At 33.4% G+C, this 26,909-nt stretch carries 20 protein-coding genes and 1 pseudogene; 13 read left to right on the top strand and 8 right to left on the bottom strand.

The window, feature by feature from the left end; all coding sequences use genetic code 11:
- Positions 1-5: 5 nt before the first annotated feature.
- A complete protein-coding gene (locus ABD935_RS08705) occupies positions 6-1,559 on the bottom strand; it encodes a choice-of-anchor B family protein (protein ID WP_345191497.1) in 1,554 nt (517 codons plus the stop codon).
- Between the two features lie 230 nt (positions 1,560-1,789).
- Here ABD935_RS08705 and thiL point away from each other — a divergent pair, with 230 nt between their 5' ends.
- Positions 1,790-2,836, top strand: coding sequence for a thiamine-phosphate kinase (gene thiL / locus ABD935_RS08700; RefSeq protein ID WP_345191496.1), 1,047 nt, complete (start codon positions 1,790-1,792; stop codon positions 2,834-2,836).
- A gap of 31 nt (positions 2,837-2,867) precedes the next feature.
- On the opposite strand, the gene ABD935_RS08695 is transcribed toward thiL, so the two are convergent.
- The 3 genes from ABD935_RS08695 to ABD935_RS08685 form a co-directional block, all read right to left on the bottom strand.
- On the bottom strand, positions 2,868-3,128 hold the full coding sequence (locus tag ABD935_RS08695; RefSeq protein ID WP_345191494.1) for a hypothetical protein: 261 nt from the start codon (positions 3,126-3,128) through the stop codon (positions 2,868-2,870).
- A 75-nt stretch (positions 3,129-3,203) separates the two neighbouring features.
- Complete coding sequence (locus tag ABD935_RS08690) at positions 3,204-3,470, bottom strand: hypothetical protein (RefSeq protein WP_345191493.1); 267 nt, start codon at positions 3,468-3,470, stop codon at positions 3,204-3,206.
- A 59-nt stretch (positions 3,471-3,529) separates the two neighbouring features.
- Complete coding sequence (locus ABD935_RS08685) at positions 3,530-4,309, bottom strand: alpha/beta fold hydrolase (protein WP_345191492.1); 780 nt, start codon at positions 4,307-4,309, stop codon at positions 3,530-3,532.
- 36 nt (positions 4,310-4,345) lie between these two features.
- Here ABD935_RS08685 and brnQ point away from each other — a divergent pair, with 36 nt between their 5' ends.
- Entirely contained in the window at positions 4,346-5,626 is a 1,281-nt protein-coding gene (gene brnQ / locus ABD935_RS08680; protein WP_345191490.1) for a branched-chain amino acid transport system II carrier protein, read from the top strand.
- Here brnQ and ABD935_RS08675 read toward each other — a convergent pair.
- The gene (locus ABD935_RS08675; RefSeq protein WP_345191489.1) at positions 5,623-6,279 is read right to left on the bottom strand and encodes a hypothetical protein; all 657 of its coding nucleotides are present in this window, start codon (positions 6,277-6,279) and stop codon (positions 5,623-5,625) included. The two genes, brnQ and ABD935_RS08675, sit on opposite strands and share 4 nt — an antisense overlap.
- Positions 6,280-6,377: 98 nt before the next feature.
- Here ABD935_RS08675 and ABD935_RS08670 point away from each other — a divergent pair, with 98 nt between their 5' ends.
- Positions 6,378-7,700: an aspartate kinase gene (locus tag ABD935_RS08670; RefSeq protein WP_345191487.1), complete on the top strand. Its 1,323-nt coding sequence runs from the start codon at positions 6,378-6,380 to the stop codon at positions 7,698-7,700.
- A 59-nt stretch (positions 7,701-7,759) separates the two neighbouring features.
- Here the strand turns inward: ABD935_RS08670 and ABD935_RS08665 are convergent, their stop codons facing one another.
- Complete coding sequence (locus ABD935_RS08665; RefSeq protein WP_345191486.1) at positions 7,760-9,052, bottom strand: aminopeptidase P N-terminal domain-containing protein; 1,293 nt, start codon at positions 9,050-9,052, stop codon at positions 7,760-7,762.
- Positions 9,053-9,161: 109 nt separating this feature from the next.
- Here ABD935_RS08665 and ABD935_RS08660 point away from each other — a divergent pair, with 109 nt between their 5' ends.
- The 5 genes from ABD935_RS08660 (at position 9,162) to ABD935_RS08640 (ending at position 16,775) form a co-directional block, all read left to right on the top strand.
- The gene (locus ABD935_RS08660; protein ID WP_345191485.1) at positions 9,162-10,970 is read left to right on the top strand and encodes a T9SS type A sorting domain-containing protein; all 1,809 of its coding nucleotides are present in this window, start codon (positions 9,162-9,164) and stop codon (positions 10,968-10,970) included.
- Positions 10,971-11,317: 347 nt separating this feature from the next.
- Positions 11,318-13,147, top strand: a complete 1,830-nt coding sequence (locus ABD935_RS08655) for a T9SS type A sorting domain-containing protein (protein WP_345191484.1) — start codon at positions 11,318-11,320, stop codon at positions 13,145-13,147.
- Between the two features lie 171 nt (positions 13,148-13,318).
- A complete protein-coding gene (locus ABD935_RS08650; RefSeq protein WP_345191482.1) occupies positions 13,319-13,999 on the top strand; it encodes a succinate dehydrogenase cytochrome b subunit in 681 nt (226 codons plus the stop codon).
- Positions 14,000-14,001: 2 nt separating this feature from the next.
- The gene (locus ABD935_RS08645; protein WP_345191481.1) at positions 14,002-16,017 is read left to right on the top strand and encodes a fumarate reductase/succinate dehydrogenase flavoprotein subunit; all 2,016 of its coding nucleotides are present in this window, start codon (positions 14,002-14,004) and stop codon (positions 16,015-16,017) included.
- Between the two features lie 14 nt (positions 16,018-16,031).
- The gene (locus ABD935_RS08640) at positions 16,032-16,775 is read left to right on the top strand and encodes a succinate dehydrogenase/fumarate reductase iron-sulfur subunit (RefSeq protein WP_345191553.1); all 744 of its coding nucleotides are present in this window, start codon (positions 16,032-16,034) and stop codon (positions 16,773-16,775) included.
- A 78-nt stretch (positions 16,776-16,853) separates the two neighbouring features.
- Here ABD935_RS08640 and ABD935_RS08635 read toward each other — a convergent pair whose 3' ends face one another.
- Positions 16,854-18,221: a T9SS type A sorting domain-containing protein gene (locus ABD935_RS08635; protein WP_345191480.1), complete on the bottom strand. Its 1,368-nt coding sequence runs from the start codon at positions 18,219-18,221 to the stop codon at positions 16,854-16,856.
- A gap of 181 nt (positions 18,222-18,402) precedes the next feature.
- On the opposite strand from ABD935_RS08635, the gene ABD935_RS08630 reads away from it, so the two are divergent.
- Positions 18,403-19,320, top strand: coding sequence for a M28 family peptidase (locus ABD935_RS08630; protein WP_345191478.1), 918 nt, complete (start codon positions 18,403-18,405; stop codon positions 19,318-19,320).
- A gap of 66 nt (positions 19,321-19,386) precedes the next feature.
- Here the strand turns inward: ABD935_RS08630 and ABD935_RS08625 are convergent, their stop codons facing one another.
- Positions 19,387-22,809, bottom strand: a complete 3,423-nt coding sequence (locus ABD935_RS08625; protein ID WP_345191477.1) for a hypothetical protein — start codon at positions 22,807-22,809, stop codon at positions 19,387-19,389.
- A 278-nt stretch (positions 22,810-23,087) separates the two neighbouring features.
- On the opposite strand from ABD935_RS08625, the gene ABD935_RS08620 reads away from it, so the two are divergent.
- From ABD935_RS08620 to ABD935_RS08605, 4 genes and pseudogenes are all read left to right on the top strand, one after another.
- Positions 23,088-23,870 (top strand): exodeoxyribonuclease III, encoded by a 783-nt coding sequence (locus ABD935_RS08620; RefSeq protein ID WP_345191476.1) that lies wholly within the window; start codon positions 23,088-23,090, stop codon positions 23,868-23,870.
- A 33-nt stretch (positions 23,871-23,903) separates the two neighbouring features.
- Positions 23,904-24,860, top strand: coding sequence for an OmpA family protein (locus tag ABD935_RS08615; protein WP_345191552.1), 957 nt, complete (start codon positions 23,904-23,906; stop codon positions 24,858-24,860).
- Positions 24,861-25,034: 174 nt separating this feature from the next.
- Positions 25,035-26,066, top strand: coding sequence for an aldo/keto reductase (locus ABD935_RS08610; RefSeq protein ID WP_345191474.1), 1,032 nt, complete (start codon positions 25,035-25,037; stop codon positions 26,064-26,066).
- Between the two features lie 113 nt (positions 26,067-26,179).
- A pseudogene (locus tag ABD935_RS08605) lies at positions 26,180-26,737 on the top strand (REP-associated tyrosine transposase).
- Positions 26,738-26,909: the final 172 nt, after the last annotated feature.

Raw genomic sequence — 26,909 nt, 5'->3', positions numbered from 1 at the left:
CTAAGTTATGTTCCACTTTTTCTAACAACAAATAACCCTCTATTAATATCGCTTATAATAATATTTCCACTTGGAAAATAAGGATAAACAGTCCATGCGCCGTTAAAGCTGGTGCCATTGTTATCAGGATAGGTGTCGAAAAAGCCAATTTCACTTATGCTCTTACCTGCAATATTTGAAATATCAAGTATCCTCATGCCCGCGGTATAACTTGCTTGAAAATACGAATCCCCCTTAACGTATCCATTATGATCTATGGCACCTGAAGCCCCTAGATAATCCATGTGATATTTTGGGCTATCTAAATCGGTAAAATCAAAAATAATAGTTCTCGTATTGGTGCCTATATTTACCTCATCTAGTTCATCACCTAAGATGAAATATTTCATATCTTCGGTAAACCAACCTTGATGCGTATAGCCCACATTATTATAACTGATTGTAGATAGCTCTATTGGATTTGCTTTATCTGTTACATCAACAATGACTATCTCTGTTTCATTGCTTCCTATTAAAATCTCTTTTCCAATATGATCTACGTCAGGCCCCTTGTATGTTACTGCTTGAGCATCATGAGCGTAACCAGTAAACCCACCTGAATCAATTGAGCTTAAAGGATTTTGTATATTAATAAATAAAGGCCCACCGGCAAATGTTCCCGTTCTGCTCGTGCCTACTGCATAAGCATAACCTGTAGCTTCGTTAATAACAATATTATGTGCACTTCCAAAACCAGTATAACGTGCGTCTGCTGTAAACGTTTCAGGCGTATTTGTTACATTTCGTAAGCGGGTTAAATCAAATATCTGTATACCATGCGTTGTTGCTCTATCAGCAACTATAAAAGCATAATTATTATACACTTTAACATCGCGCCAAGGGCTATTTATACTAGCAGTAGGTAGTTTTCCTAAATATATAGGGCTGGAAGTATCTGTAATATCAATAAAAGTAACGCCATTATTAAGACACATGATAGCATATTCTTTACCAGTTGTTGGGTCTACCCATCCCCAAGAATCATTTCCTGCCGAAGCTCCGAATGTACTTAATGGAATTTGCGCCATTAAATCATAATCGCTACAAGGAAAATTATTTGCAAAACCATTATTACAAACAGCAAGAGGTGTTGTTATATCGTCATAATCACCATCACAAATATCACCTAAACCATCATTATCGTCGTCTGCCTGATTAGGATTTATCGTTAGCGGACAGTTATCATTTGTATCTAAAACACCATCATTATCGTCGTCGTCGTCGCAAATATCACCAACACCATCATTATCATTATCTTCTTGATTTGGATTTGCTTGCGTAGGGCAGTTGTCTAAGCTATCTAAAACACCATCATTATCTCCATCTATATCACAAACATCCCCTATACCGTCATTATCTTCATCTTCTTGATTTGGGTTTGCAAAAGTTGGACAATTATCTGAGCTATCTGCAATGCCATCACTATCTGAGTCAGCTGAATCAATACTACTACAGGATTGAATAACAAAACATCCTAAAATAAAAAATTTAAGGATTATACTTTTATTAAGACAAGTCATAAAGGATGGGTTTTTAATTAATCTTTTTCGAGGTTAGGCATATTGTTTTAATATCATAGCACTATATTAAAACGAATTCTTATTTAGCTATTTTGTTTATTCAAAGTTAATATAATATAGTTAATTTACTGAGTGTGTTATCCATTTAAATGCTAAAACGGGCATTGATCAAAAACTTATTTCTCTAAAAGAATAAGGTCTAATAAAAATTAGCTTCTTATTTTTGCACCATGATAGAAGATAAAAACCAACAACGAACTCAGCTAAGTGATTTAGGAGAATTTAAACTAATAGAGCATTTAACCAAGAGTTTCAAAATTAAACAATCGTCAACTATAAAAGGCATTGGTGATGATGCTGCCGTATTGAATTTTGATAACAAAAAAATAGTTGTTACTACAGACTTGCTTATTGAGGGCGTGCATTTTGATTTAAGCTACATGCCGCTTAAACATTTAGGCTACAAAGCGGTTATTGTAAATTTATCGGATGTTTATGCCATGAACGCTAAAGCGACTCAGATAACGGTTTCTATTGCGGTTTCTAACCGATTTCCGTTAGAAGCTTTAGAAGATTTGTATGCTGGTATTGAAACTGCGGCGTCCATTTATAATATTGATGTTATTGGCGGAGATACCACATCTTCTAATACAGGCTTATTGATTTCTGTTACTGCTATTGGTGAAATTGAAACAAACAATGAAGTATATAGAAATGGCGCCAAACCAAATGACCTGCTAGTTGTTTCTGGCGATTTAGGCGCAGCATATATGGGCTTGCAAGTACTTGAACGCGAAAAAGAAGTGTATAAAGTAAACCCTAATAGCCAACCAGATTTAGAGCAATATTCGTATATTATTGAACGCCAATTAAAACCAGAAGCGCGTAAAGATATTATCAAATTATTGAATGATTTGGACATTAAGCCAACTGCTATGATTGATATTAGCGATGGGTTATCTTCTGAAATTATACATTTATGCAAACAAAGTGAAGTTGGCTGCGATTTATACGAAGAAAAAATCCCATTAGACCCACAAGTAATATCTACTTGCGAAGAGTTTAATATTGATAGTACAACGGTGGCTTTAAATGGAGGTGAAGATTATGAGCTTTTATTCACTGTTTCACAAAACGATTTTCTTAAAATAAAGGCAAATCCAAATTTAACTGTTATCGGTTATATGAAAGCGGTAAATGAAGGCATGCATTTAGTAACTAGAGGAGATTCTAGAATTCCAATAAAAGCACAAGGTTGGAAAAATTTTAATGACTAAAAGATTGTTTTGAAATATGCCAAAACAGCCTCTAAGCAATACGTAATTTCGACTTGTTTAGAACCTGTACATTAGAATGGTGTTTGTTCGTTCTTAAAATACGCTTGTAGTGTATGCGTTCTAAAACGTCATTAATTTCTTTAAACTTTGGTGTGAGTTCAATTAAATCACCATTTCCACTGGTAGTAAGCTCTCTTCTGCAGTTTTTACAGGTGTATTCTTTTACATGATATGTAACGTGTCGTGTTACTTTATAATCATGCCCAAACACCTTGCAATGAATGTTTTTCATGTTACTATACTTATTAATTATTTTCAGAGAGACTGTTAAAGTATTAAAAACCAGCGAGTAATTGTTAATAAGCAGTTAATAAATCGACGAAGCGAATGTTTTCTCCTTTAAACGTTGCATCCTTGACGCGTATATGCGTTCTAGAATAGCATTTATTTCTCTAAACTTAGGTGTAAGCTCAATTAGATTTCCATTACTATTTGTAGTTAATTCTTTTTTGCAATGCCTACAAGTATATTCTTTAACGTGGTAAGTTACTTTTTTAGTTACTTGATAATCATGCCCAAAAAGATTGCAGTACATTTTTGGAATCAATGTAGGTTTATTCGTGTTTTTTTTCATGACTCTATCGTTTGGGAGCCATAAAGTTAACAATAAAAAATTAATAAATCGATGAAAAGCTAATTATTTTCGATGAAATACATTATTTTTAGTAGGAATTCATCTTTATTTTCAATATGGCTCATGTGTCCATCAGGGAATTCCACTAATTCTACATCAGTATTTTTGGTCTGGGCAATTAAAGATTCGTAATCTAGAGCTGGGTCCTTTTTGCTAACTATCAACATTTTTTTATACGGTGTAAAATGGAGCAACACTTCTCTGTCTTCTCTAATTTTCATGCCTTCAAGTGCTGCAATAATACCTTGTAATGGTGTTTTTAAGGCGGTTTCTATTACTTGTATTATTTGTTCTGAAAAAAGCGTTCTGTTTTTTGGCCTGAACAAATTGGCGATAGCCATTCTTATAAATGTTTTATGATTTTGTTTTACAGCTAAAATTGCCCTATCTCGATTTTGTTTTTTTTCGGGCGTGTCAGCATTAGCGGTAGAATTCATTAAGCACAATGCTTTTAAAACATCAGGGTTTTTTTCCGCGAAAGCGAGCGCCACATACCCACCCATAGAATGACCGATAAATATGGAACGTCTTATCTTCAAATGTTTAAGAATGGCTTCAACAACCTCTGCCATAAGCTCCATGCTATGTACATAGCCTAAACATTCAGTTTTGCCATGACCTAACAAATCAATACAAATGATTCTGTTTTTTTTTGAAAGTGCGGGTATAAATGCATCCCACATAGAGGTGTTTTCTAAAAAACCATGCAATAATACCACAGCATTACCTTTTCCTTGGTCTGTGTAAAAAATATTGATGCCTTTATACTCTACAATCATTGTTTAATTTATCTTAGGCAAAGATAAAATCATACTATGAATAAAACTAAAGAAACCTTTGTATTTGGTTTTGCTTTATTTGCTGGATTTTTTGGCGCTGGAAATTTAATATTACCCCCGTTACTAGGTTTTAAGTCCGGTGAAGACTGGTGGTTGGTAACTCTAGGGTTTATAATAACTACAACCATAATTCCCTTATTAGCCATTTTTGCACATGCTAAATTGCAAGGCACTTTATTTGATTTTGGAAAAAAGGTATCGCCAATTTTCAGCTTAATCTTTTGTTTTTGTCTGTTTACTATTACCATTGCCTTACCAAGTCCTCGTACCGCTGCGGTTACTCATGAAATGGCAATTGCCCCATTTTTTGGCACAAGCCCTTTGCTTACGAGCGTCATATATTTTGTAATGGTATTTATTTTTGTAATGAACAGAAATAAAGTATTAAGTATACTGGGCAAATACTTAACACCAATCATTGTTTTAATACTGCTAGTTATAATTGCTGTTGGAATTTGTTCTCCTGTAGCTGGAATGAATCCATCAAATTTTGAATCACCAATAATTAGTGGTTTGCTAGAAGGCTATCAGACGTATGACGCTCTAGCTGGAATGATCATGGGCGGCATTGTTTTAGTGTCCATTAATAATTCTAAAAACAAAATGTCATTTCATGATAAAAAAATAATGATTGCTAAATCTGGTTTAATTGCCATGTTTGGCTTATTAATTATTTATGCAGGTTTAATTGCAATTGGAGCATATTATAATGGCCAATTTGGTGAACATATCTCAAGAACTAATTTGCTATCTGGACTTGCCGTAAAAACTTTAGGACATGTGGGTTCAACTTTTTTAAGTATTCTAATTGCTCTAGCTTGTTTTACAACTGCTGTTACTATTGTTGTTAGTATTTCAGATTTTTTTAAAGCCTATTTTAAGACCTTTAAACACGGATATTTAATAACTGCTATTATTTGTTGTTTAGTTGGTATTGCCGTTGGACAAATGGATGTAAAATATATTATAGATATTGCATTACCCGCCTTGATGTTTGTTTACCCGTTGTGTATTGTACTCATTTTATTGAATGTTATTCCAATAAAGTTCGCATCAGAACTTGTGTTTAGATGGGTGGTTTTAATAACTTTTATTTTTAGTATTCCAGATTTTTTAGGATTTATAATCCGTAATGAAAACTTAGAACCTGTTAAATCAATAATTCCTTTAGCAAATCAAAATTTAGGATGGGTTTTACCAGCTATAGCTACGTTTATATTGGTAAATTTATTTAAAAAATCAAAAGCTAGTGATTAAGACTTCACCTTTTTAATAGCAGCAAAAGCCTTGTCTACATATTCATCTTCAACTAAAATAGTAAACTCATTTGTAGTTGAAATAACTTCATATAAAACCACGCCTTCCCAAGCCAAACGTTTAAAAAAATGATAATATAAACCGGCAATTTTCGAGTTGTCTTGAGGCAAGTTTATACTAATGGCAGATAACCCTTCTTGTACAGCTAAAAAAGTTTCGTTTTTTAAAGAGTCCTTTATAAAATCGTTTAAACTACTGGAAATGATAATATTGCTTTCATGAATACCTCTAGTAAAGGTGTAAAACAGTTTGGATTCTTGATTAATACGCTCTAAAATCTTGGCGTGGTTATCAATAATAGAATCAGAATTTTTAACTGTAAAATCGGTTAAGTTTGAACGCACGGTTATATCGCCTAAATTCTGAATCACCCTTCTCATTTTTAACGAATTAGATAAGGCAACTGGAGGATTGTAACGTCTAAGCGCCATCATAATAGCACCGGGCTTTACCTCTTTTTTAAGCATATTGCTTATGGGCTCCACCAATTCAATAGCTAAAGCACTAAAGTTTATGATGTTTCTTGATAGTGCTTCTTCTAGGTATGGTTGCGATATTAAAATATCTTCAACACAGTTAGATACGGTCTTCATGTTAATTATTTAACAATATGTGCAAAAATAAACAATTTTTTTAAGAAACATAGGTATTACGCAAATGAACCCTAATTTTGCCGCTCAAATTCATGATTATGAAAGTCTTAAAGTTTGGAGGAACCTCAGTAGGATCCGTTGAAAACATGAGCAACGTTAAAAGTATAATTAACGATGGGAAGAAAAAGGTTGTGGTACTTTCAGCTATGTCTGGAACCACTAATCAATTAGTTGCAATTGCTCAAGATATTTCAGATAGCAAACCTAATGAAGCTATTGAAAAAATCAACAAGCTACATGAAACCTATTTTGTTACTATAGACACACTTCTTTCAAATGAACTTTTAAATAAAGAAGTTAAAACTTATGTTTCAGGGATTTTTAGTTTTTTAGTTGAATGTACATATAAAGAGGCTTCTAAATTATTAGATAACCAAATTGTAGCTCAAGGCGAGTTGCTTTCAACGTACATGTTTAACAGTTATTTAAAGCAAGAAGGTATACGTTCTGCATTACTACCTGCTTTAGATTTCATGCGAATTGATGATAATAAAGAACCAGACCTTGATTATATAAAAGAAAATTTCCAAGTTGTTTTGAATGCTGCCGAAGATTCAGATATATATATCACTCAAGGCTTTATTTGTTTAGATGATCTTGGAGACATTTCAAACTTGCAACGTGGCGGTAGTGATTATACTGCAACTATTATAGGCGCAGCTATTAAAGCTGAAGAGGTACAGATTTGGACAGATATTGATGGGATGCATAATAACGACCCTAGGTATGTTGAAAACACTAAGGCCATTTCGAATTTATCGTTTGAAGAAGCTGCCGAATTAGCATATTTTGGTGCTAAAATATTGCATCCGCAAACCGTTACTCCGGTAAGAGCAGATAATATTCCTGTTAGGCTCAAAAACACCATGAATCCTGATGCGCATGGCACATTAATTTCTAGTCAGACTTCAGGAAATGGCATTAAAGCAATTGCTGCAAAGGATAATATTACAGCCATAAAAATTAAGTCTGCACGCATGTTGCAAGCGCATGGTTTCTTGAAGAAAGTATTTGAGATTTTTGAAAAATATGAGACGTCTATCGACATGATAACCACTTCTGAAGTAGCTGTATCACTTACCATAGATGACGATAAAAATTTAGGCAAAATTCTTACAGAATTAGATGAGATATCTTTAACAGAAGTTGATAAGAACCAAAGTATTGTGTGTTTAGTTGGGCATTCAGTAGTAAATCATCAAAACACATATAAATTATTCCAAATATTACAGGACACTAAAATTAGAATGATATCTTACGGCGGAAGTAAGAATAACATCTCGTTATTAGTAGATACAAAAGATAAAATTAATACGCTACGAAAACTAAACGATTATTTATTTGAATTAGTCACTCTATAAATTACAATATTAGATTTGTTAGCTAAAAGGGTCGTTTTTCAACGACCCTTTCTTTTTTTTTAAGAATTCATAATATCTTCAATTTCGTCAGCTTCAATAGGAATGTTTCGCATTAAATTAAAAGAGTCTCCTTGTTCTTGAACAACAACATCATCTTCCAATCGGATTCCAAAGCCTTCATCAGGAATATAAATACCAGGTTCTACAGTAAAAACCATATTGGCTTGCATGGGCTCTGTTAAAATACCATAATCATGAGTGTCCAGTCCCATGTGATGACTTGTGCCGTGCATAAAATATTTTTTATAAGCTGGCCAATCAGGGTTTTCGTTTTTTATATCGGTCTTATCAAGCAATCCTAAACCTAATAATTCACTGGTCATTATTTTCCCAACTTCAACATGATATGCTGCCCAATCTGCTCCTGCAACAAGCATTTTTGTAGCATCGTTTTTAACTCTAAGCACGGCATTGTAAACTGCTTTTTGTCTTTCTGAAAAGCGACCGGAAACTGGGACACTGCGTGTCATGTCACTAGAATAATTGGCATATTCCGCTCCAACATCCATTAAAATTAATTCTCCTGCTCTACACTGTTGATTATTTTCTATATAATGCAGTACATTGGCGTTATTACCAGAGGCAACAATGGGTGTGTAAGCGAACTTTTTAGAACGGTTCCTTAAAAATTCATGCATAAATTCCGCTTCAATTTCATATTCCCAAACACCCGGTTTTACAAAGTTTAGAATACGCCGAAAACCTTTTTCTGTAATGTTACAAGCTTGTTGAATTAAATCAATTTCAATATCGTTTTTTACAGAACGGAGGCGTTGTAATATAGGATTGCTTTTTGCAACAGCGTGCGCAGGATATTTGTTCTTTAACCATTTAGTAAAACGGTCTTCCCGAGTTTGGGTTTCAACATTTGCTCTGTAGTGTTCGTTTGTGTTAATGTAAACCGTATGGCATTGCGTCATGATTTCAAACATGATTTTTTCTAGATCCTGCAACCAATAAACGGTTCTTATTCCACTAGTCTCAAAAGCTTTCTCTTTGGTTAATTTTTCGCCTTCCCAAATGGCAATATGCTCGTTGGTTTCCTTTAAAAACAGCATTTCTCGATGCTTTTCCTTTGGGCAATCCGGAAACAAAACCAATATACTTTCTTCTTGATCTACACCACTTAAATAAAAAATGTCTCGATGTTGCTCAAAAGGCATCGTACTATCTGCACTTATCGGATAAATATCATTTGAGTTAAATATCGCCAAACTTTCAGGTTGCATTTTTGCAACAAATTGGGCTCTATTTTTCACAAAAAGTGATCTATCTATGGGGAAGTATTTCATCTTGATTTTCTTTAAGTTTAACTAGTAGTAAATGTAAAAAATTAAAAGTAAAATATTATTCGTTATATTTGGTAGTACCTCAAAAGTTTTATTTGGACAAATATTGCGCATGAACACGAAATTATCATCAAAAATACTACTTACTCTGTTGTCCATTTTTATAATACAGAGCATTTCTAGTGCGCAAGGTATGATTAGGGAAATACCTCTAAAGCAACAAATCAAAAATTCGAGTTTAGTCGTTGAAGGAAAAGTGATATCAAGTAAAGTCGTTTGGAATGAAAAGCATAATAATATTTATACCGTCCACACTGTTGAAGTTTACAAAGTTTTTAAAGGTGAACCTGTAGTTACTATCGAGGTCATTACACATGGAGGCACATTGGATTTTACAACGCAAACAGTAACTCCTAGTTTAAATTTAAATGCTAATGATATTGGTGTTTTTACTTTGTATGATAACAACATTTTATTAGATAGCAAAAATAAATCTTCTGTTAAAAAGTATAAACCTTATAGCTCGTTACAAGGTTTTTATAAATATAATTTCAACAAAAATATAGCCGTTAACCCTTTTAAACAAAGGAAAAACATTTCTAAATTATTATATAACGAAATTGGTAGCCATACAAAATCAACATATAAAGAAATAACGCCTTTTGATATTGCAAGCAAGGTTTCCAAATATAATCAGGGCAAAGGCTTATTAGCACCTGATAATATTGTATTTACCCCTACAACCATTACAGCAGGTAATGTTGAATTACTTACAATTACTGGTACGGGTTTTGGCAGTGTTAAAGGTAAGATAGGTTTTTCTAATGCTGATGATGGTGGAGGAACTTTTGTTGATGCTCTGGATTCTCAAGTAATAACGTGGTCTGACACCGAAATAACTGTTCAAGTTCCTTCAGGAGCAGGAACAGGAACAATTAAAGTAACCGATAACGGAGGCGCTTCAAAAGTGTCTAATGACCCATTAACTATTTCCTACGCGCTTCAGAATAGCGTAGAATCAGGGACTGCATTTTTACGCCAACATGTTGGTGAAACTATGGATGGGGAAATGACATGGAAAATGAACACTCGTTTTAATGATAATACTGCTGCTAAAGAATCTTTTTTAAGAGCTTTTGAGATTTGGCGATGCGCTACAGGGATTAATTGGGTTATTGGAGGAACTACTACTGTAAATGAAGCAGGATTAAATGACGACAATGTTATTACTTTTGATGACTTAGCAACAGTTCCACTTGATGATGGTGTTTTAGGAGAATGTGTTACTATTTCTGGAGGCTGCAGTGCCTCACGTCATGTTGTTCCTCAATTAGATATTATTTTTAATGACGATGTTGATAGTGATGAGACTAGTGGTATTACAGAAACTTGGTATTATGGAGCAGATGCAGCTCTATTAGGTTCAGATAATTATGATTTTGAAAGTGTTGCGCTTCATGAATTAGGGCATGGACATCAACTAGGCCATGTTATTAATACTAATGATGTCATGCATTATTCGCTTTCTAATGGCCAACATCAGCGTGCGTTGAATACTAATAATGAAACTGCCGCAGGAATAATTCAAAGTTTTAGTACCTCATCTGGGCTTTGCGGTCAGTTCGCTATGACAAATTATTCTGGTGATTGTGGTTTAAGTGTTGAAGAAAAAAATTTAGAAGGCAGAATTACAATATACCCTAATCCAGCAAAAAATCAATTTTACATTAAAAATGAGTCTTTTGTTAATTTAGAAAAAGCGGTTATTTACGATATCAGTGGAAGGCTCATATACATCCACAATTTTTCAGATAATTCAAGAACACTAACTATACGTTTAACAGGAGCTTCTAAAGGTGTTTATTTTGTTAATATTCACTCTGAAACAACATTTATTACTAAAAAACTTATTTTGGAATAATAACCAAATAAACTTCTAAGAACTCATCTTGCCTTTTTCTATTTCCAAAAATGTAGCTAAAATTTTCCCATATTTCACCTATTTTCTTATGCGCAGCGATGCTATACCTTTCAAAAATAATCTTATCTCAATTTCGATTAAAAACAAAAGTCAAGATCAGTTCTAAATCAAAATAAACTTTTGTAAGTATTTGATTTTCAGTTTGTAATAAAAAGTATTCAATCTATAACTTCTTATCGATTTTAACATATCTCAATAGTCTAAAAGTGAAATCTTCCCGTAGATAAAACCAATCACCCCTATCCCTCCATAATGTGGTGTAATTTAACTATTTATAAATTGAAAGAATGAAGAAACATGCACTAATTAGTTTGTTGTTGTTTTTAGTATTAACTAAATCAATATCTGCACAACTAATGCTTAAAAAAGTATCATTAAACAAACAAATTGAAAAATCAACATTAGTATTAGAAGGAAGAGTACTTTCAAAAAAATCTTTTTGGGATACAAATCATCAAAAAATATATACTATAAATACCGTTGAAGTCTCTAAAATATTTAAGGGCGAAATATTACCGACAATTGAAATTATAACACTTGGTGGAGTTATTGGTATGGATGCTCAAATTGTCTATCCAAGTTTAAAACTAAACATAGATGATGCGGGTGTTTTTACCTTATACAATAGCCATGTAGAATTAGAATCTAAAAAAGAGACTAATAAAATTAAATTTAAACCCTACGGATCATTGCAAGGGTTTTATAAATATGATTTAGATAGTGATACTGCAATAAATCAATTTACTTCTAAAAAAGGAATTGCAAATTCTTTTTACAATGAAATAAAGAGCTATACAAAAACTGATTATATTCAACTAACAAATTTTGATGTTCAAAATGATACCTCAATATCAAATAAAACAAGCAATTCACTTCCAGTAACCATTACAAACTTTTCTCCTACAAATTCAACAGCTGGTACAGAATCCGTTTTAACTATTACAGGTTCTAATTTTGGCACTACAAAAGGCAAAGTTGGCTTTAGTAACGCTGATAAAGGAGGTGCGGGTTTTATAAATGCTTTAGATAGTCAAATATTAACTTGGACAGATACGAGAATTACGGTTGAAATTCCTTCTGAAGCTGGAACAGGAAAAGTAAAAGTAACCAATAATGATGGCAGCCTTTTAATTTCTAGCGACACATTATTCATTAGGTATGCTCAAGCCAATATAGTTTCAGATTATGTTAACTCAGGAGTTAATGTGGCATATAAAACACAATTAATTAATGATAATGGTAGTGGCGGATATACGTGGCATATGTCATCGGGTTTTTCTGAGCAAACTGGAGCAAAAGAAGCACTTCAAAGAGCATTAAAAACTTGGAGTTGCGAAACTCAGCTTAATTGGATTTTGAATGAATCAAACATTATAACAAGTCCTAGCGCACAACATAAAGCAAATTTAGATGGTATTAATGTATTAACTTTTGATGACAGTACAAGTACCAATCCAGATGACAATCTACCCGACACCGTTCTTGGTTTAAGAACCTCCCACTATTCAGGATGTACGGTAACAAAAAATGGCGCTTCTAGTTTGGAATGGTATGTAACTGAATTTGATATCCTATTTGATGATGAAACCAATTGGAACTTTAATTCACAAAACCCCAGTAGTACCGAGTTTGATTTTGAAAGTGTTGCGCTTCATGAATTAGGCCATTGCAGGCAAATGGATCATATTATTGATACAGACAATATAATGCATTTTGCTATTGCTAAAGGAGAATCGTTACGGTTTTTAAGTTCTGACAATATTGAAGGCGCAACCATGATACAAGAACATAGCACAGACAATCCAGTATGCGGTAAGCCTTTAATGACTAATTTTTCTGGTAATTGCGCTTTAGGTATTGAAGAAGATAAATTAAATGAAGGCATTAAAGTTTATCCAAATCCAACTAAAGGCCATTTGTTTATACGTAATGATGGACATATTAATTTAGAGAAGGTTGTTGTTTTTGATGTATCGGGAAGGCTTATTGTTAAAAGAGACATTTCAAATACATCTGGCTTAACAACTATTGGTTTAGCAGGAGTTTCTAAAGGTATTTATTTTGTTAATATTCACTCTGAAACAGCGTTTATTACTAAAAAACTTATTTTGGAATAGTATTTTTTAAGATGAAAAAGGATTGAGGCACTCAAAGTTGAGTGTCTTTTTTTATGAACTGTTATAATTTTCTTTAAAATCATTCTAAATAGCAAAAACATGACATTTGTTAGTTGTCTAAAACTCTATCCTAGCTTACCTTTGCTAATCAATTAAAATAACTTCAAAATAATGAGCGGATTTTTTAAATCTTCAATTGGAAGAAAAGTAGCCATGGCACTTTCAGCATTCTTCCTCATGTTTTTCTTAATTATTCATTTAGCGGTAAATATCACATCACTTTTTAGTGAAGAGGTCTTTAATCAATTGTCTCATTTTATGGGAACAAACCCGTTAATACAATTTGCGCTACAGCCCGTTTTAATATTTGGCGTGGTGTTTCATTTTGTTATGGGCTTTGTATTAGAAATTAAGAATAAAAAAGCAAATGGTGTATCATATGCTAAAAATAACGGTGCAGCAAATTCAACCTGGATGAGTAGAAACATGATTTACAGTGGGCTGGCAATACTTGCATTTATTGTACTCCATTTTATTGATTTTTGGATTCCAGAATTAAACACTAAATATCTTGTTGGAGACATGTCTGGTTTACACCATGGTGAATTTAGATACTTCCATGAACTGGTAGAGAAATTTCACAGTCATATAAGAACGATTGCTTATGTAGTTGCTTTTGTGTTATTAGGATTGCATTTAGCACATGGATTTACATCTGCTTTTCAATCTATGGGAGTAACTGCGGGTAGAAAGAAAACATTACAGAATATTGGGAAAGGATATTCAATTATAATTCCATTAGGGTTTATAATTATAGCACTTTATCATCACCTTAAATACGTATTATCATAGATATGGCAACGTTAGACTCAAAAGTACCAAAAGGTCCAATTAAAGATAAATGGACAACGTATAAAGACAAAATCAATCTTGTTAATCCTGCAAACAAACGTCATATCGACATTATTGTAGTTGGAACAGGATTAGCTGGAGGTTCTGCTGCCGCAACGTTAGCAGAATTAGGATATAATGTAAAAGCTTTTGCTTATCAAGATTCTCCTCGTAGAGCGCATTCAATTGCAGCACAAGGTGGAATTAATGCTGCAAAAAATTATATGGGAGATGGTGATTCTAATTATCGTCTTTTTTATGATACAGTTAAAGGAGGTGATTATCGTTCTCGTGAAGCAAACGTTTATCGTTTAGCAGAAGTTTCTGGAAATATTATCGACCAATGTGTGGCTCAAGGGGTTCCTTTTGCACGTGATTATGGTGGATTATTAGACAACCGTTCATTTGGAGGTGTTTTAGTATCCAGAACATTCTATGCTAAAGGTCAAACAGGACAACAATTGTTATTAGGTGCTTATTCAGCAATGAATCGTCAAATAGCTCGTGGTAAAATTGAAATGTTCAATCGTCACGAAATGTTAGATGTTGTAAAAGTTGATGGTAAAGCAAGAGGCATTATTGCACGTAATTTAATTACTGGTGAGATAGAACGTCATTCCGCTCATGCTGTTGTTATTGCAACTGGAGGATACGGAAATGTTTATTTCTTATCAACTAATGCCATGGGTTCTAATGCCACTGCAGCATGGAAAATCCACAAAAAAGGAGCCTACTTTGCAAATCCTTGTTTCACACAAATTCACCCAACATGTATTCCCCGTTCTGGAGATTACCAATCTAAATTAACGTTGATGTCTGAATCATTACGTAATGATGGTAGAATTTGGGTGCCCGCAAAATTAGAAGATGCTAAAGCCATTCAAGAAGGTAAATTAAAACCAACACAAATTGCTGAAGAAGATAGAGATTACTACTTAGAGCGTCGCTATCCAGCGTTTGGGAACTTGGTGCCTCGTGATGTAGCGTCAAGAGCAGCAAAAGAGCGTTGTGATGCTGGTTATGGTGTAAATGCAACAGGTGAAGCCGTATATTTAGATTTTGCTGCTGCTTTTGAACGCTATGGAAGTGAGCAAGCAAAAATAAAAGGAATTCAAAATGCTTCTAAAGAAGACATCATAAAATTAGGTCAAGAAATTATTGAAGCAAAATACGGGAATTTATTTCAGATGTATGAGAAAATCATCGCTGAAAACCCGTACGAAACTCCAATGATGATATATCCTGCGACTCATTATACAATGGGTGGCGTTTGGGTTGATTACAACTTAATGACTACCGTTGAAGGTTTATATTGTATTGGTGAAGCAAACTTCTCTGACCATGGCGCTAACAGACTTGGAGCTTCTGCTTTAATGCAAGGTTTAGCCGATGGTTATTTTGTATTGCCTTATACCATTGGTGATTATTTATCTGATGATATTAGAACAGGAAAAATTTCTACTGAAACTAAAGAGTTTGACGAAGTTGAAAAAGAAGTAAAAGATAGAATCGAATTCTTTATCAACAATAAAGGTACAAAATCTGTTGACCATTTCCACAAACGCTTAGGTAAAGTAATGTGGGATAAAGTAGGCATGTCGCGTAACGAAAAAGATTTAAAAGCAGCTATGGCTGAAATTAAAGTTATTCGTGAAGAATTCTGGAAAGATGTTAAAGTTCCTGGAAATGCAAATGAGATGAACACTGAATTAGAAAAAGCTGGTCGTGTAGCAGACTTTTTAGAATTAGGAGAGTTATTTGCCAAAGATGCTTTAGTAAGAAACGAATCTTGTGGCGGACACTTTAGAGAGGAATCTGTAGAATTAGAAGGTGAGCAAAAAGGAGAAGCAAAACGTGATGATAAAGATTTTGCTTTTGTATCTGCTTGGGAATATAAAGGAGAACCTGCTGATGCGGTTTTACATAAAGAACAATTAGAGTTTAAAGATATTGAATTAAAACAACGTTCATACAAATAAGAAAAGGCATGATGATGAATCTAACACTTAAAATTTGGAGACAAAAAGACTCAGATGCAAAGGGTCAAATGGTCGATTATAAAGTCACTGATATTTCAGAGCATATGTCTTTTTTAGAAATGCTCGATGTTTTGAACGAACAATTGGTAAACTCTGGCGAGGAACCTGTAGCATTCGACCATGATTGTCGTGAAGGAATTTGCGGCATGTGCTCATTGTACATCAATGGAGAGGCACATGGGCCGGATAGAGGGATTACAACATGCCAGTTACACATGAGAATGTTTAACGATGGCGACACCATTACAATTGAGCCATTTAGAGCAGCAGCATTTCCTGTAATAAAGGATTTAATTGTTGATAGAATGGCGTTTGAACGTATTCAGCATGCTGGTGGTTACATTTCTGTAAATACATCAGGGAATACTCAAGATGCTAATGGCCTTCCAATTTCTAAACACGCAGCAGATGAGGCTATGGATGCAGCAGCTTGTATTGGATGTGGTGCTTGTGTAGCAACTTGTAAAAACTCTTCTGCTATGTTATTTGTAGGTGCAAAAGTATCGCAATATGCTTTATTACCTCAAGGACAAGTTGAAGCAGCAGACCGCGTGCAAAACATGGTGGCTCAAATGGATTTAGAAGGTTTTGGTAACTGTACCAATACAGGCGCCTGTGAGGTGGAATGTCCTAAAGGAATTTCTTTAGACAACATTGCTAGAATGAATAGAGAACTTATGAAAGCTAATCTGAAATAAATTAAAGTCATGCTGAACTTGATTCAGCATCTAATAATAACAAAAATCCCAAGCTGTTGTTTGGGATTTTTTATTGCCTTATTGTTTTATCAATTTTTTAGTGATAATGGCTTTATCTGTTTTAACTTTTACAAAGTATAATCCAGAAGAGATATTGGAAAAGTCTATAGCACTTTCTCCTTTGGTTAAATTACCTTGTCTTAAGGTCTGACCATTTAAATGGATTATTGAATAGCGCGCTTCTTCAATAAAATCAATAATCAACTCATTACTAACAGGATTAGGATACATTGAGAATGTATAATTATTAAAGTCTTCAATGCTCATTGTGCTACAATCTTCTGAATAAGTTGTGGTGTCATCTTTTTCCCATCCAAAATTATTATTAGCATCAGTTACATTATCAACGTCAATACATGATAACGAAGGATTATTCGTTGCAATAAACTGTTGTAATCCCCAATTATTGCCGTTTTTCACATTTAAACTCGTAAGTAGATTGTTGTTACAAATTAAATCATGAATATTGGAAATGTGACTTACATCTATAGATATAAGTTGATTGTAGTCACACTCTAATAAATATAAATAAGTATTTTGACTTAAATCTAAACTTTGTATTTCATTATTAGAACAAGTTAAATAAGTTATAGATGGATTTAAAATTAAATTTGTAAGTAAATTGTTAGAACAATCTAAATTTCCTAACATTGTATTTTGACTTATATCTAGAGTTGTAAGTTGATTGTTAGAACAACTAAAAATCTGTAAAAGTGTGTTTTGACTTATGTTTAAAATTGCAAGTTGATTGTTACCACATCCCAACTCTGTTAAATTAGTATTTTGACTTACATTTAGACTAGTAAGTAGATTGTTAGAACAACTTAAACTTCCTAAAAGTGTATTTTGAGCTACATCTAAACTAGTAATTAGATTGTTAGAACAACTTAAACTCCCTAAAAGTGTATTTTGACTTATATCTAGATTTGTAAGTTGATTGTCGCTACAACCTAAACTTGTCAAATCAAGATTTTGAGTTACATCTAAAGTCGTAAGTTGATTACCCGGACAAGTTAATCTTGTTAAAGCAGTATTTTGGCTAACATCTAGAGCTGTAAGTTGATTGTCATAAACAGTTATTTGTGTTAAAGCAGAGTTTTGAGTTACATTTAAAGATGTAAGTTGATTGTAGGAACAATCTAATTGGATTAAGGATGAAAAATCTTGAATACCAGTTAGATTACTAATATTTTTACTTCTGATAATTAATGACTTAACACCAGAAATATCAACAGTAGCAACGCTACCATTAATAGTATTATCCGTATCAATATTTAGATCAATCAATGCTTGTTCAAAATTAGCATCAGGAATTGCAGTACTTTGAGCATGTAATAACATGCTTGTGATTATAAAAATTGTGAATACTAGTAGTTTTGTTTTCATGATACATGAATTAAAAGATTATTTTAAAGAATTAAATTCTAAAAATTAGTATTATTAGGCAATGATATTGCTCATTTTGGAACATTGTTATTGTTTGTACACTTCGACTCACGACAAGAATTTTAAAAATATTTCTTAAATGTTGATTTAGAAACAATTTGGGAGCGTATATTTAATCATTATGAATAAAATTCTTTTATTACTTGTTTTCTGTTTAACGTTTCAAGTGACAGATAGTTTTGCTCAAACAGAACCTAAAGAGTGTTCTTTATTTGATAAAAAGAAGCTTCTCAAACACGTTAAGTCACTATCCTCTGATGCTTTTGAAGGCAGAAGAACAGGTACAAAAGGTGCTTTAAAAGCTAGAAAATATATTATTAATCAATTTCATAGTTTAAAAGTTTTGCCTTTGGGTAAAAATTATGAACAATCATTTTCCTTTATTAATAAACGAAAACAGTATAACGGCATAAATCTTTTGGGACTTATAAAAGGCAAAGAATCACCAAAAAAATATATAGTTATTAGCGCACATTATGATCATGAAGGTGTAAAGTATGGTAAAATTTATAATGGCGCAGATGATAACGCTTCAGGCTTAAGTGCCCTATTTAGTTTTGCTGAATATTATAAAAAAAATCCACCAAAACATTCGGTGATTTTAGCTGCTTTTGATGGTGAAGAATTAGGGTTAAAAGGCTCTAAATACTTTGTAGACAATACGGTTATTTCTACTAAGCATATCGTTGTTAATTTGAATATGGACATGATTAGTAGAAGTGCTAAAAATGAACTATTTGCAGTAGGCACCCCACACAACAAGCGCTTAGAATATATTGTTAAACATTTTGAGTCTTCAAATAAAATTAAACTAAAAATAGGCCATGATGGCTATGATGGTTTAGATAATTGGACGTATTCATCTGACCATGCCAATTTTCATAAAAAGGGCATTCCGTTTTTGTATTTTGGAGTTGAAGACCATAAAGATTATCACGAGCCAACGGATGATTACGAGAATATTCACCCTGAGTTTTATATTGAAGCTGTTAAAACTATTATTTCTGTCTTTGAAAAAATAGATTGTTCAAAATTTTAATGATGAATTTGTTAGGTTGAACGTTCCCAAAGAATTTAGGGACGAGATCCGTTTATGATGACCAGTTTAAAAATAAGCCTTTAACTGAATAGATCCTGAATGAATGGTTTTACTAGTCTCCGTTTTTCTTCCAAAATAACTTAAGTTAAGATCTAAAAAATCTGTTAGTTTTTTTTGCGCTAATAAACTCCAAGTAAAGTTTTTCCCGGGTTGCAAACCTTCTAATATTTGGTAAGCTACAGGCGTATTTGGATTCCCTATGTAAGCATTCGAAAAATAGTTGAATTCGCCATTTATAGCACTTTTTTGACTACTAGCCAAAGTAAAAGACACGCCATATTTCTGTTGCTTCAAAGATTCCTTATCGCCAACAGTATTGTCTTTACTGGCAAATTGATAAAAGATGTCGAAACTGGAATTATCATTAAACAAATACGAAAGTTTCGGGTTAAATCGGGCTTCATCAAAGTTGTAGTTCTTGCTTGCAAAATTTTCACTGATACTTTCATTATTTTCAAAAACCGAAAGCATATTGATTAACCAACTTTCAGCTATTTTATGATTAAAATTTAATTGATGGCTTTTTAAGCTATTTTGAATAAATCCAACAGATAAAACATTACGCGTTGTGTTATCTAGGAATGTATAAGATGTTGTATAGTGTTGCTTACCACGATTAAAAAACAAGACATTTCTAAAATTGAGTTGCAAACCTAATTGGTCTTCTTCATTATTGTTAAAAGGATTTAGATTGAAACTATTCCCTTCTCGTTTTATTTTTCGGTCAATCAAATAACTAGTCTGATTATAAAAATGCGACCAGAATTTTTTCGATTTAATTTCTGAAACTGACCATTGTGCAGGGTTAATAGTCAACGTCTGACTCAGTCTATTCTGATGTGTTTTTATAAAAACACGATTGGGCAAAAGCACCCGAATAAAAGTCCCTTGATCTTGAAATTGTGCAATTTCAAACTCTTCCAATTCTTGGATGCCGTTTTCATTATAATCATTCCATGTATAGGTACCTTGTCCAGCTTCAACTTCTACGTAAGTAAAATCTTGCTGCGGCAAAGTCCCAGAATTTGTTTCAAAAATAGTATTCCATTGCACCATTTGTTTAAAAAGCTTTTGATTGAATTGCAGTCTAGAGTTTATTGATCTTTCGTTTTCAACACCTTCTTCCTCACTTTTTAAAGCTCTATAATTAGCATATAAAGACAGGTTGGTATTTTTATTTTGAACAAATCTAGAATCTAAATAAAAGGTGTTTGAAGTATTCACTTTTTGTAATTCGTTATTTTTGACACTATCATTTACACGATTTTTATAACCAAATTCGGCAAAGACTTTGGTACTATCTCCAACACCTACAAACACTTCATAAGATTTGAATTTTTGACTTAACGGTGTTAATGTTTGTGTTGAAACAGCTCGTTGTTCATTATCCTCAATAGCTATTTTTGCACCTATCCAACTTTTATTCATACTATAAGTAACCCGATTATAAGACCTCAAGAAGGTCGAAACATTTATATTAGAATTAGCGTTTAAAAAACTAGAATATGATGAAATATTGAATTTATTCAGAAGTAAATTGGCATTTGCAACATGTCTGTTACCATTAAATCCTTCAGAAAAATTTAAATGCTCAAACTGATAATTAATAAATCCTTTTTTAGAATGAACCATTCTAAAGCCAGAATTCAGCAGTATTTGATTGCCCAAATTAAGACCTATACCGTTTATGTTGGTTTGGTCTAAATTCCAATCGCGGTTAAATTCTGGATTGTACAAACCTTCAATATTTCTGTAATCAGAACTTATATAATCACTATCAACAAATACATCAAAATTCCAAAGGCTGTCATTTTTAATAAGCGTTTGATTGATATTTATTTTTCCAGCATATCCATCATTATCAGCATCTCCTATATTCGAAAATGCGTTTAAATCCTTTTTACTTCCAGAAGCCTCAAAGTTGATGCTCGTTTTTTCAGAAGGTTTATAGCTTCCGTTTACAACAGCTATTTGCAGTTTGGTTGGTGCTACAAGCTGCACAATAGGCGCATAATTTCCTTGTAAAACACCCACATATTCGTAAATATTATTAATGGCATTAATATTACTTAAAGCATAATCGCCTTGGTTTTCACCAACCAATGTAAACGTGACCCTGTATAATTCATCATTAGGGTCGTTTGAAAACACAAAAGCTTCAACACCACCAATTAATTCTTTTTTATATAGAATCCTGTTTTCATTTAAAGCTTCTCGAACTTCTGATGGTGCGACCATTTGTGTCCTGTCATCACCAGCATCTGATAAAATCTGAACTTGTTCTTCTGATAAATTTTGCTGTAAAGGTTGGTTTTTAGCATCATTTTCAGAATATACCGAAACACCCATTTTTAGTTTTTCGCTTTCATACCTCCCTCCACCATAAGCTACAAAACGGGAATAATTACGTTCGCTGAATTGATAATCTACCGTAATTCGCATTTCGGAGGTTATAGGAAAAGTGGAATTAAAAATAATTTCACCGGCATTATAATCAATAATATAATCTTGGTCTTCGCCACGCTTTACTGCAATACCATTTACATAAACAGTTTCACTGCCCGAAACGATAAGCACAAATAATTCGCCATTTCGACCTTGAAGCTTGTACGGCCCTTGGTTGCCTTCTTGCGCTGTAAACTGACTGGTTGTAAACTGCCCACGTACAACAGCGCCCGCAACAAACAAATCAGTTTGTGCATCTTCTTCGCCTAATTTAACATTGAAATTTAATCCTTGAACACGTTTAGAAAAACTAGCAAAATAAGAATCGTTGTTTAGTAAATCAATATCACCAGCACGAACGTTCCAGCGGTCACTAAACAATTCAATAAATACCTGGTCAAATTCATCTAAACGTTGACTATAACCACTTTCTTGCAACGGGATGTTAGCATCTTGTATAGAGGCGCGCAAAGACACCTTATCATTTATTTTTCCAGTAATTTGAAGGTCTAATTCGCTATTTAAAACGGAGTTTTGATTGTTCCCAACCGTTACACCACGCGTTATACTACCCGAAGTAGTTAAACCATCAAACGGAATAAAATTTCTATCTGTATTGGATTGTGTTAGTTTGTACAATGTTTGATTATTACTATTGTTTTCAACAATAATGGTATCATCCAATTGCTTATAAGTTCTTGTTAAAAAATCAGGAAATTTTAGATAGTTTATTATGATGGAGTCGGTATCAATTGGTTTGTTAAAAGTTAAAAGCGCTTTGGCAAAATCAATATTATAAAAAGTAGAATCTATAAGCGTTTTATCTTTTTTTCTAATTGAAAAAACATTAGAATTTATACTTACGCTATCAATACGAATAGAATCTTTTACAGCAACTTTTTTAGTTCTATAGTTCGATTTTTGGGTTTGCGAAAACCCGCAAAAACCAATTAAAAGTACTAAAATGCATGTAAAAAACTTCATCAGATACTTAAACTGTAAATCGTTTAAAATATTTTAGTGAGACCCTATTTTAAGAAGCCTGTAAGGCGCACTCAAAACAGATGGACGAACTAATCCCGACTTTTTATGTCGGGATCTCAAGTATTCAACCTTTATGTTGAAAAAAAACGTTAAATCTCACTACATTTAATGGTGTAAAAGTAACGCATTATTTATTTTAGCAGAAATCAATACACTTTTAAAAAAAAGTGTATTGTCCTGACGAAGGTCAGGATTTTTTTAAACTTTAAAAAAATCAAATGAAAATCATATCCTATAACGTAAACGGCATTCGCGCAGCAGTCAATAAAGGTTTTATAGATTGGCTAAAAGCGGCAAATCCAGATGTTGTTTGTTTACAAGAAATTAAAGCATTAAAAGAGCAATTGGATTTAAGTCTTTTTGAAGAAGCTGGATACAAATATAATTACTGGTTCAGTGCTCAAAAAAAGGGATACAGTGGTGTGGCTATTTTAAGTAAAACAGAGCCCAGTCACGTGGAGTATGGCACTGGAATAGCATCTATGGATTTTGAAGGACGAAACATTCGGGCCGATTTTCCTGCCAGTTCCGTGGGCGGAGATGCTGTTTCGGTAATGAGTTTATATTTACCTTCAGGTACAAATGATGCCAGATTAAACCATAAATTAGAATACATGGATTTGTTTCAGGATAATATAAATAATCTTAAAAAAAATATTCCAAACCTTATTATTTGTGGCGATTATAATATTTGCCATGAAGAAATGGATATCCATAACCCTAAAATGAAAGGCGTTTCAGGATTTTTACCAGTTGAACGCGAGTGGATTGGAAGTTTTATTGATAGTGGATTCATTGACTCTTTTAGATTTATAAACCCTGAATTGCAACAATATAGTTGGTGGAGTTATCGTGCTAACTCACGTGCCAATAACAAAGGTTGGCGATTAGATTATGCCATGGTATCAAAACCATTGCAAGAAAACATAAAAAGAGCCGTTATACTATCTGAAGCAGTACATAGCGACCATTGTCCCATTCTAGTAGAAATAGAAAATTAAGTATTTAATAAATAATAAATGAACCCAAACAAAATGATTAAAAAAAGTATATTCACAGTATTAGCTCTAGTGGTTTTAGCCTCTTGTGTATCGCCAAAAGTATATAAAGAGTTAGAAGCAAAATATGCCAATTTAAAAAAGGAAAACAGAACGCTTTCTACAAATAACGAAGCGCTTATAAGTGCTAAAACAGCAGCCGAAAACGAATTGAAGCAACTACAATCAGCCTACGATGAAGCCGTTGCGCAGCGCGATAAATTACAAGCCGATTACAACGCTGCTCAATCTAATTTAGACAATCTAAAAGCCTCTTATAATGCTTTAGAAAAAAATAGTTCGGCAGCCATTACAGCAAACTCTAAAAAGAATAGAGAGTTGTTGGCACAGTTAGAGGCTAAAGAACAGGCATTAGCGGCAGAAAATGCACGTTTAGCAAAACTTAAAAAAGAGTTAGAAGACCGCTCAAACCGTGTAGCAGAATTAGAGCAGGTTATCGCTTCAAAAGATGCCGCGATGACGGCATTAAAAAATGCAATTTCAAAGGCCTTAACGGATTTTGAAGGCAAAGGTTTAACCGTAGAGCAGCGTGATGGAAAAGTGTATGTATCTATGGAAAATAAACTACTCTTTAGTTCTGGAAGTTGGGCAGTTGGTTCAGAAGGTACTAGAGCAGTTAGGCAACTAGGCAAGGTACTTGGAGACAACCCAGATATTGCCGTTTTAATCGAGGGTCATACCGACAATGTACCTTACAAAGGCAACGGCATCCTAACTAGTAACTGGGATTTGTCAACCAAACGCGCTACGGCAATCGTTAACATTTTACGAGAAAATAGCAATATAAATCCTGAAAATTTAACAGCAGCAGGACGTGGCGAATTTGCGCCAATTGCATCTAATGAAACAAAAGTAGGAAGAGCAAAAAACAGACGTATCGAAGTTATTTTAACACCAAAGTTAGACGAACTTTCTAAGTTGTTGAGTGAGTAGTATTAGCATTAGGGCGTTACCCGAAAAGGGTCGGGCTATCCGCTGTATCTTTTACTTTTTGTCATTCCTGCGAAGGCAGTAACGCATTACTATATCAAAAGTTCAATTAAAAAGATTCCCGCCGTAGTTTATCTTGAACGAATACGAAAGGTTGGAATGACAAATAAGCTCTTTATGAAATACACAACACTCCCAAACACCAATATAAAAGTTAGTAAAATATGCCTAGGCTCTATGACCTGGGGCAATCAAAACACCGAAGCAGAAGGACACGAACAGCTAGATTTCGCATTAGACCAAGGTGTTAATTTTATTGATACCGCAGAATTATATCCTGTTCCAGCCACTGCAGAAATGAGCGGACGAACCAGTAAAATTATTGGATCTTGGCTTAAAAAAACTGGCAACAGAGATAAAGTAATCCTAGCTTCAAAAATTGCAGGAGGAGGTGATTATACCGCACATATCCGTACCACAGGATTTAGCCCAAACGCAATTAAAGAAGCCATGGATTTAGAATTAAAAAGACTACAAACCGATTATATAGATTTATATCAGTTACACTGGCCAGAACGAGACACCAATAGGTTTGGTGTTAGAAATTTTAAGCTTGATACTAAATGGGAAGACAACTTTAACGAGATACTCCATAGTTTAGATTCTGAAATTAAAGCAGGTAGAATCAGAAACATAGGGATATCAAATGAAAACTCATGGGGCACCATGCGCTATTTAGAAGAATCCAGACATCATAATTTACCTAGAGTTGCGACTATTCAAAACGCCTATTCTTTATTAACCAGAACTTTTGAAACCGATTTAGCTGAGGTTGCCTTAAGAGAGAACGTTGGCTTATTGGCATACTCCCCAATGGCATTTGGAGTATTGTCTGGTAAATACATAAAAGGAACTGCCGCTGATAATGCACGTCTTAAATTATTTCCACGATTTGCTAGATATAGTGGTGAAAAAGCGACAGAAGCAGCAAAGCGTTATTTAAAAATTGCTGAGGATAATAACATGAGTTTAGCACAAATGTCTTTAGCTTTTGTAAACCAACAACCTTTTGTTACCAGTGCTATAGTTGGTGCTACTAATTTAAAACAGCTTAAACAAAATATTGAGAGTATAAATGTTACTTTAAGTGAAGACGTTTTACATCAAATTGATGAGATTCATAATATGATGCCTAATCCAGCACCTTAAATTTCCCAAAAGGCTACCGCTAAGCTCCCGCTTAGTGGCGGTATAGTAATAAAAATAGATGCTTTTACAATCCACTATGTAAAGGATGTAAAAGCTTTTTGTATTTTAGACTAATGAGTAGAAATTATAAATTTCATAATAAGTCAGGGTTGTATTTTGTGTCGTTTGCTACCGTATATTGGTTAGATGTTTTTATAAGACAAGCTTACTTTGATGTATTAGCGGAAAATATAAACCATTGTAGAGCCAAGAAAGACATGGAATTATATGCTTATTGTTTTATGCCAAGTCATGTACATTTAATTTTTCGATCTAGTGTTGATGAACCCGATGGGTTGTTAAGAAATTTTAAAAATTTTACGGCTAAGAAAATGATTGAAGCCATTGAAACTAACCCGCAAGAAAGCAGAAAAGAATATTTGTTATGATTTTTTGAACGTGCTGCAAAAAAGAAAAGTAATAGTTCTAAATATCAATTTTGGCAACACCATAATCAGCCTATTGAATTATGGACTGATTCAGTTATAAAACAAAAGATAGATTATACTCACTATAACCCAGTGGAAAGCGGTTTTATAACTAATCCTGTAGATTGGAAATATTCTAGTGCAAGAAATTTTCAGGCTGATCATGTCATTTTAGAGATTGATAGTACTGGGTTTTTGGGTTGATTATTTTTGCTTGCTGTTGTAGCCACTAAGCAAGAGCTTAGCGGTATCGAGTTTTTTCATAAGGATGAAAATAAAAAGGATAATAGACTTTATATGTATTAAACCAATCCTGTCCTAAATAAATTTTGGACACACTAAATCTAACCATTTTACTGATTTATTTCATTGCTTT

Origin of the sequence: Algibacter agarivorans (assembly GCF_039543245.1) — a bacterium.
Classification (GTDB): Bacteria; Bacteroidota; Bacteroidia; order Flavobacteriales; family Flavobacteriaceae; genus Algibacter_G; species Algibacter_G agarivorans.
Note: the sequence above shows the minus strand (reverse complement) of the source record. Positions and strands in the feature narration are given on the sequence as shown.

Bases quoted from the DNA above. Each gene is read 5' to 3' on its own strand.
- ABD935_RS08685 (WP_345191492.1), bottom strand. From the start codon at position 4,309: ATGATTGTAGAGTATAAAGGCATCAATATTTTTTACACAGACCAAGGA.
- ABD935_RS08640 (WP_345191553.1), top strand. From the start codon at position 16,032: ATGAATCTAACACTTAAAATTTGGAGACAAAAAGACTCAGATGCAAAG.
- ABD935_RS08655 (WP_345191484.1), top strand. From the start codon at position 11,318: ATGAAGAAACATGCACTAATTAGTTTGTTGTTGTTTTTAGTATTAACT.
- ABD935_RS08630 (WP_345191478.1), top strand. From the start codon at position 18,403: ATGAATAAAATTCTTTTATTACTTGTTTTCTGTTTAACGTTTCAAGTG.
- ABD935_RS08610 (WP_345191474.1), top strand. From the start codon at position 25,035: ATGAAATACACAACACTCCCAAACACCAATATAAAAGTTAGTAAAATA.
- ABD935_RS08615 (WP_345191552.1), top strand. From the start codon at position 23,904: ATGATTAAAAAAAGTATATTCACAGTATTAGCTCTAGTGGTTTTAGCC.
- ABD935_RS08620 (WP_345191476.1), top strand. From the start codon at position 23,088: ATGAAAATCATATCCTATAACGTAAACGGCATTCGCGCAGCAGTCAAT.
- ABD935_RS08690 (WP_345191493.1), bottom strand. From the start codon at position 3,470: ATGAAAAAAAACACGAATAAACCTACATTGATTCCAAAAATGTACTGC.
- ABD935_RS08645 (WP_345191481.1), top strand. From the start codon at position 14,002: ATGGCAACGTTAGACTCAAAAGTACCAAAAGGTCCAATTAAAGATAAA.
- ABD935_RS08695 (WP_345191494.1), bottom strand. From the start codon at position 3,128: ATGAAAAACATTCATTGCAAGGTGTTTGGGCATGATTATAAAGTAACA.
- thiL (WP_345191496.1), top strand. From the start codon at position 1,790: ATGATAGAAGATAAAAACCAACAACGAACTCAGCTAAGTGATTTAGGA.
- ABD935_RS08635 (WP_345191480.1), bottom strand. From the start codon at position 18,221: ATGAAAACAAAACTACTAGTATTCACAATTTTTATAATCACAAGCATG.
- ABD935_RS08650 (WP_345191482.1), top strand. From the start codon at position 13,319: ATGAGCGGATTTTTTAAATCTTCAATTGGAAGAAAAGTAGCCATGGCA.
- ABD935_RS08675 (WP_345191489.1), bottom strand. From the start codon at position 6,279: ATGAAGACCGTATCTAACTGTGTTGAAGATATTTTAATATCGCAACCA.
- ABD935_RS08705 (WP_345191497.1), bottom strand. From the start codon at position 1,559: ATGACTTGTCTTAATAAAAGTATAATCCTTAAATTTTTTATTTTAGGA.
- ABD935_RS08660 (WP_345191485.1), top strand. From the start codon at position 9,162: ATGAACACGAAATTATCATCAAAAATACTACTTACTCTGTTGTCCATT.
- ABD935_RS08625 (WP_345191477.1), bottom strand. From the start codon at position 22,809: ATGAAGTTTTTTACATGCATTTTAGTACTTTTAATTGGTTTTTGCGGG.
- brnQ (WP_345191490.1), top strand. From the start codon at position 4,346: ATGAATAAAACTAAAGAAACCTTTGTATTTGGTTTTGCTTTATTTGCT.
- ABD935_RS08670 (WP_345191487.1), top strand. From the start codon at position 6,378: ATGAAAGTCTTAAAGTTTGGAGGAACCTCAGTAGGATCCGTTGAAAAC.
- ABD935_RS08665 (WP_345191486.1), bottom strand. From the start codon at position 9,052: ATGAAATACTTCCCCATAGATAGATCACTTTTTGTGAAAAATAGAGCC.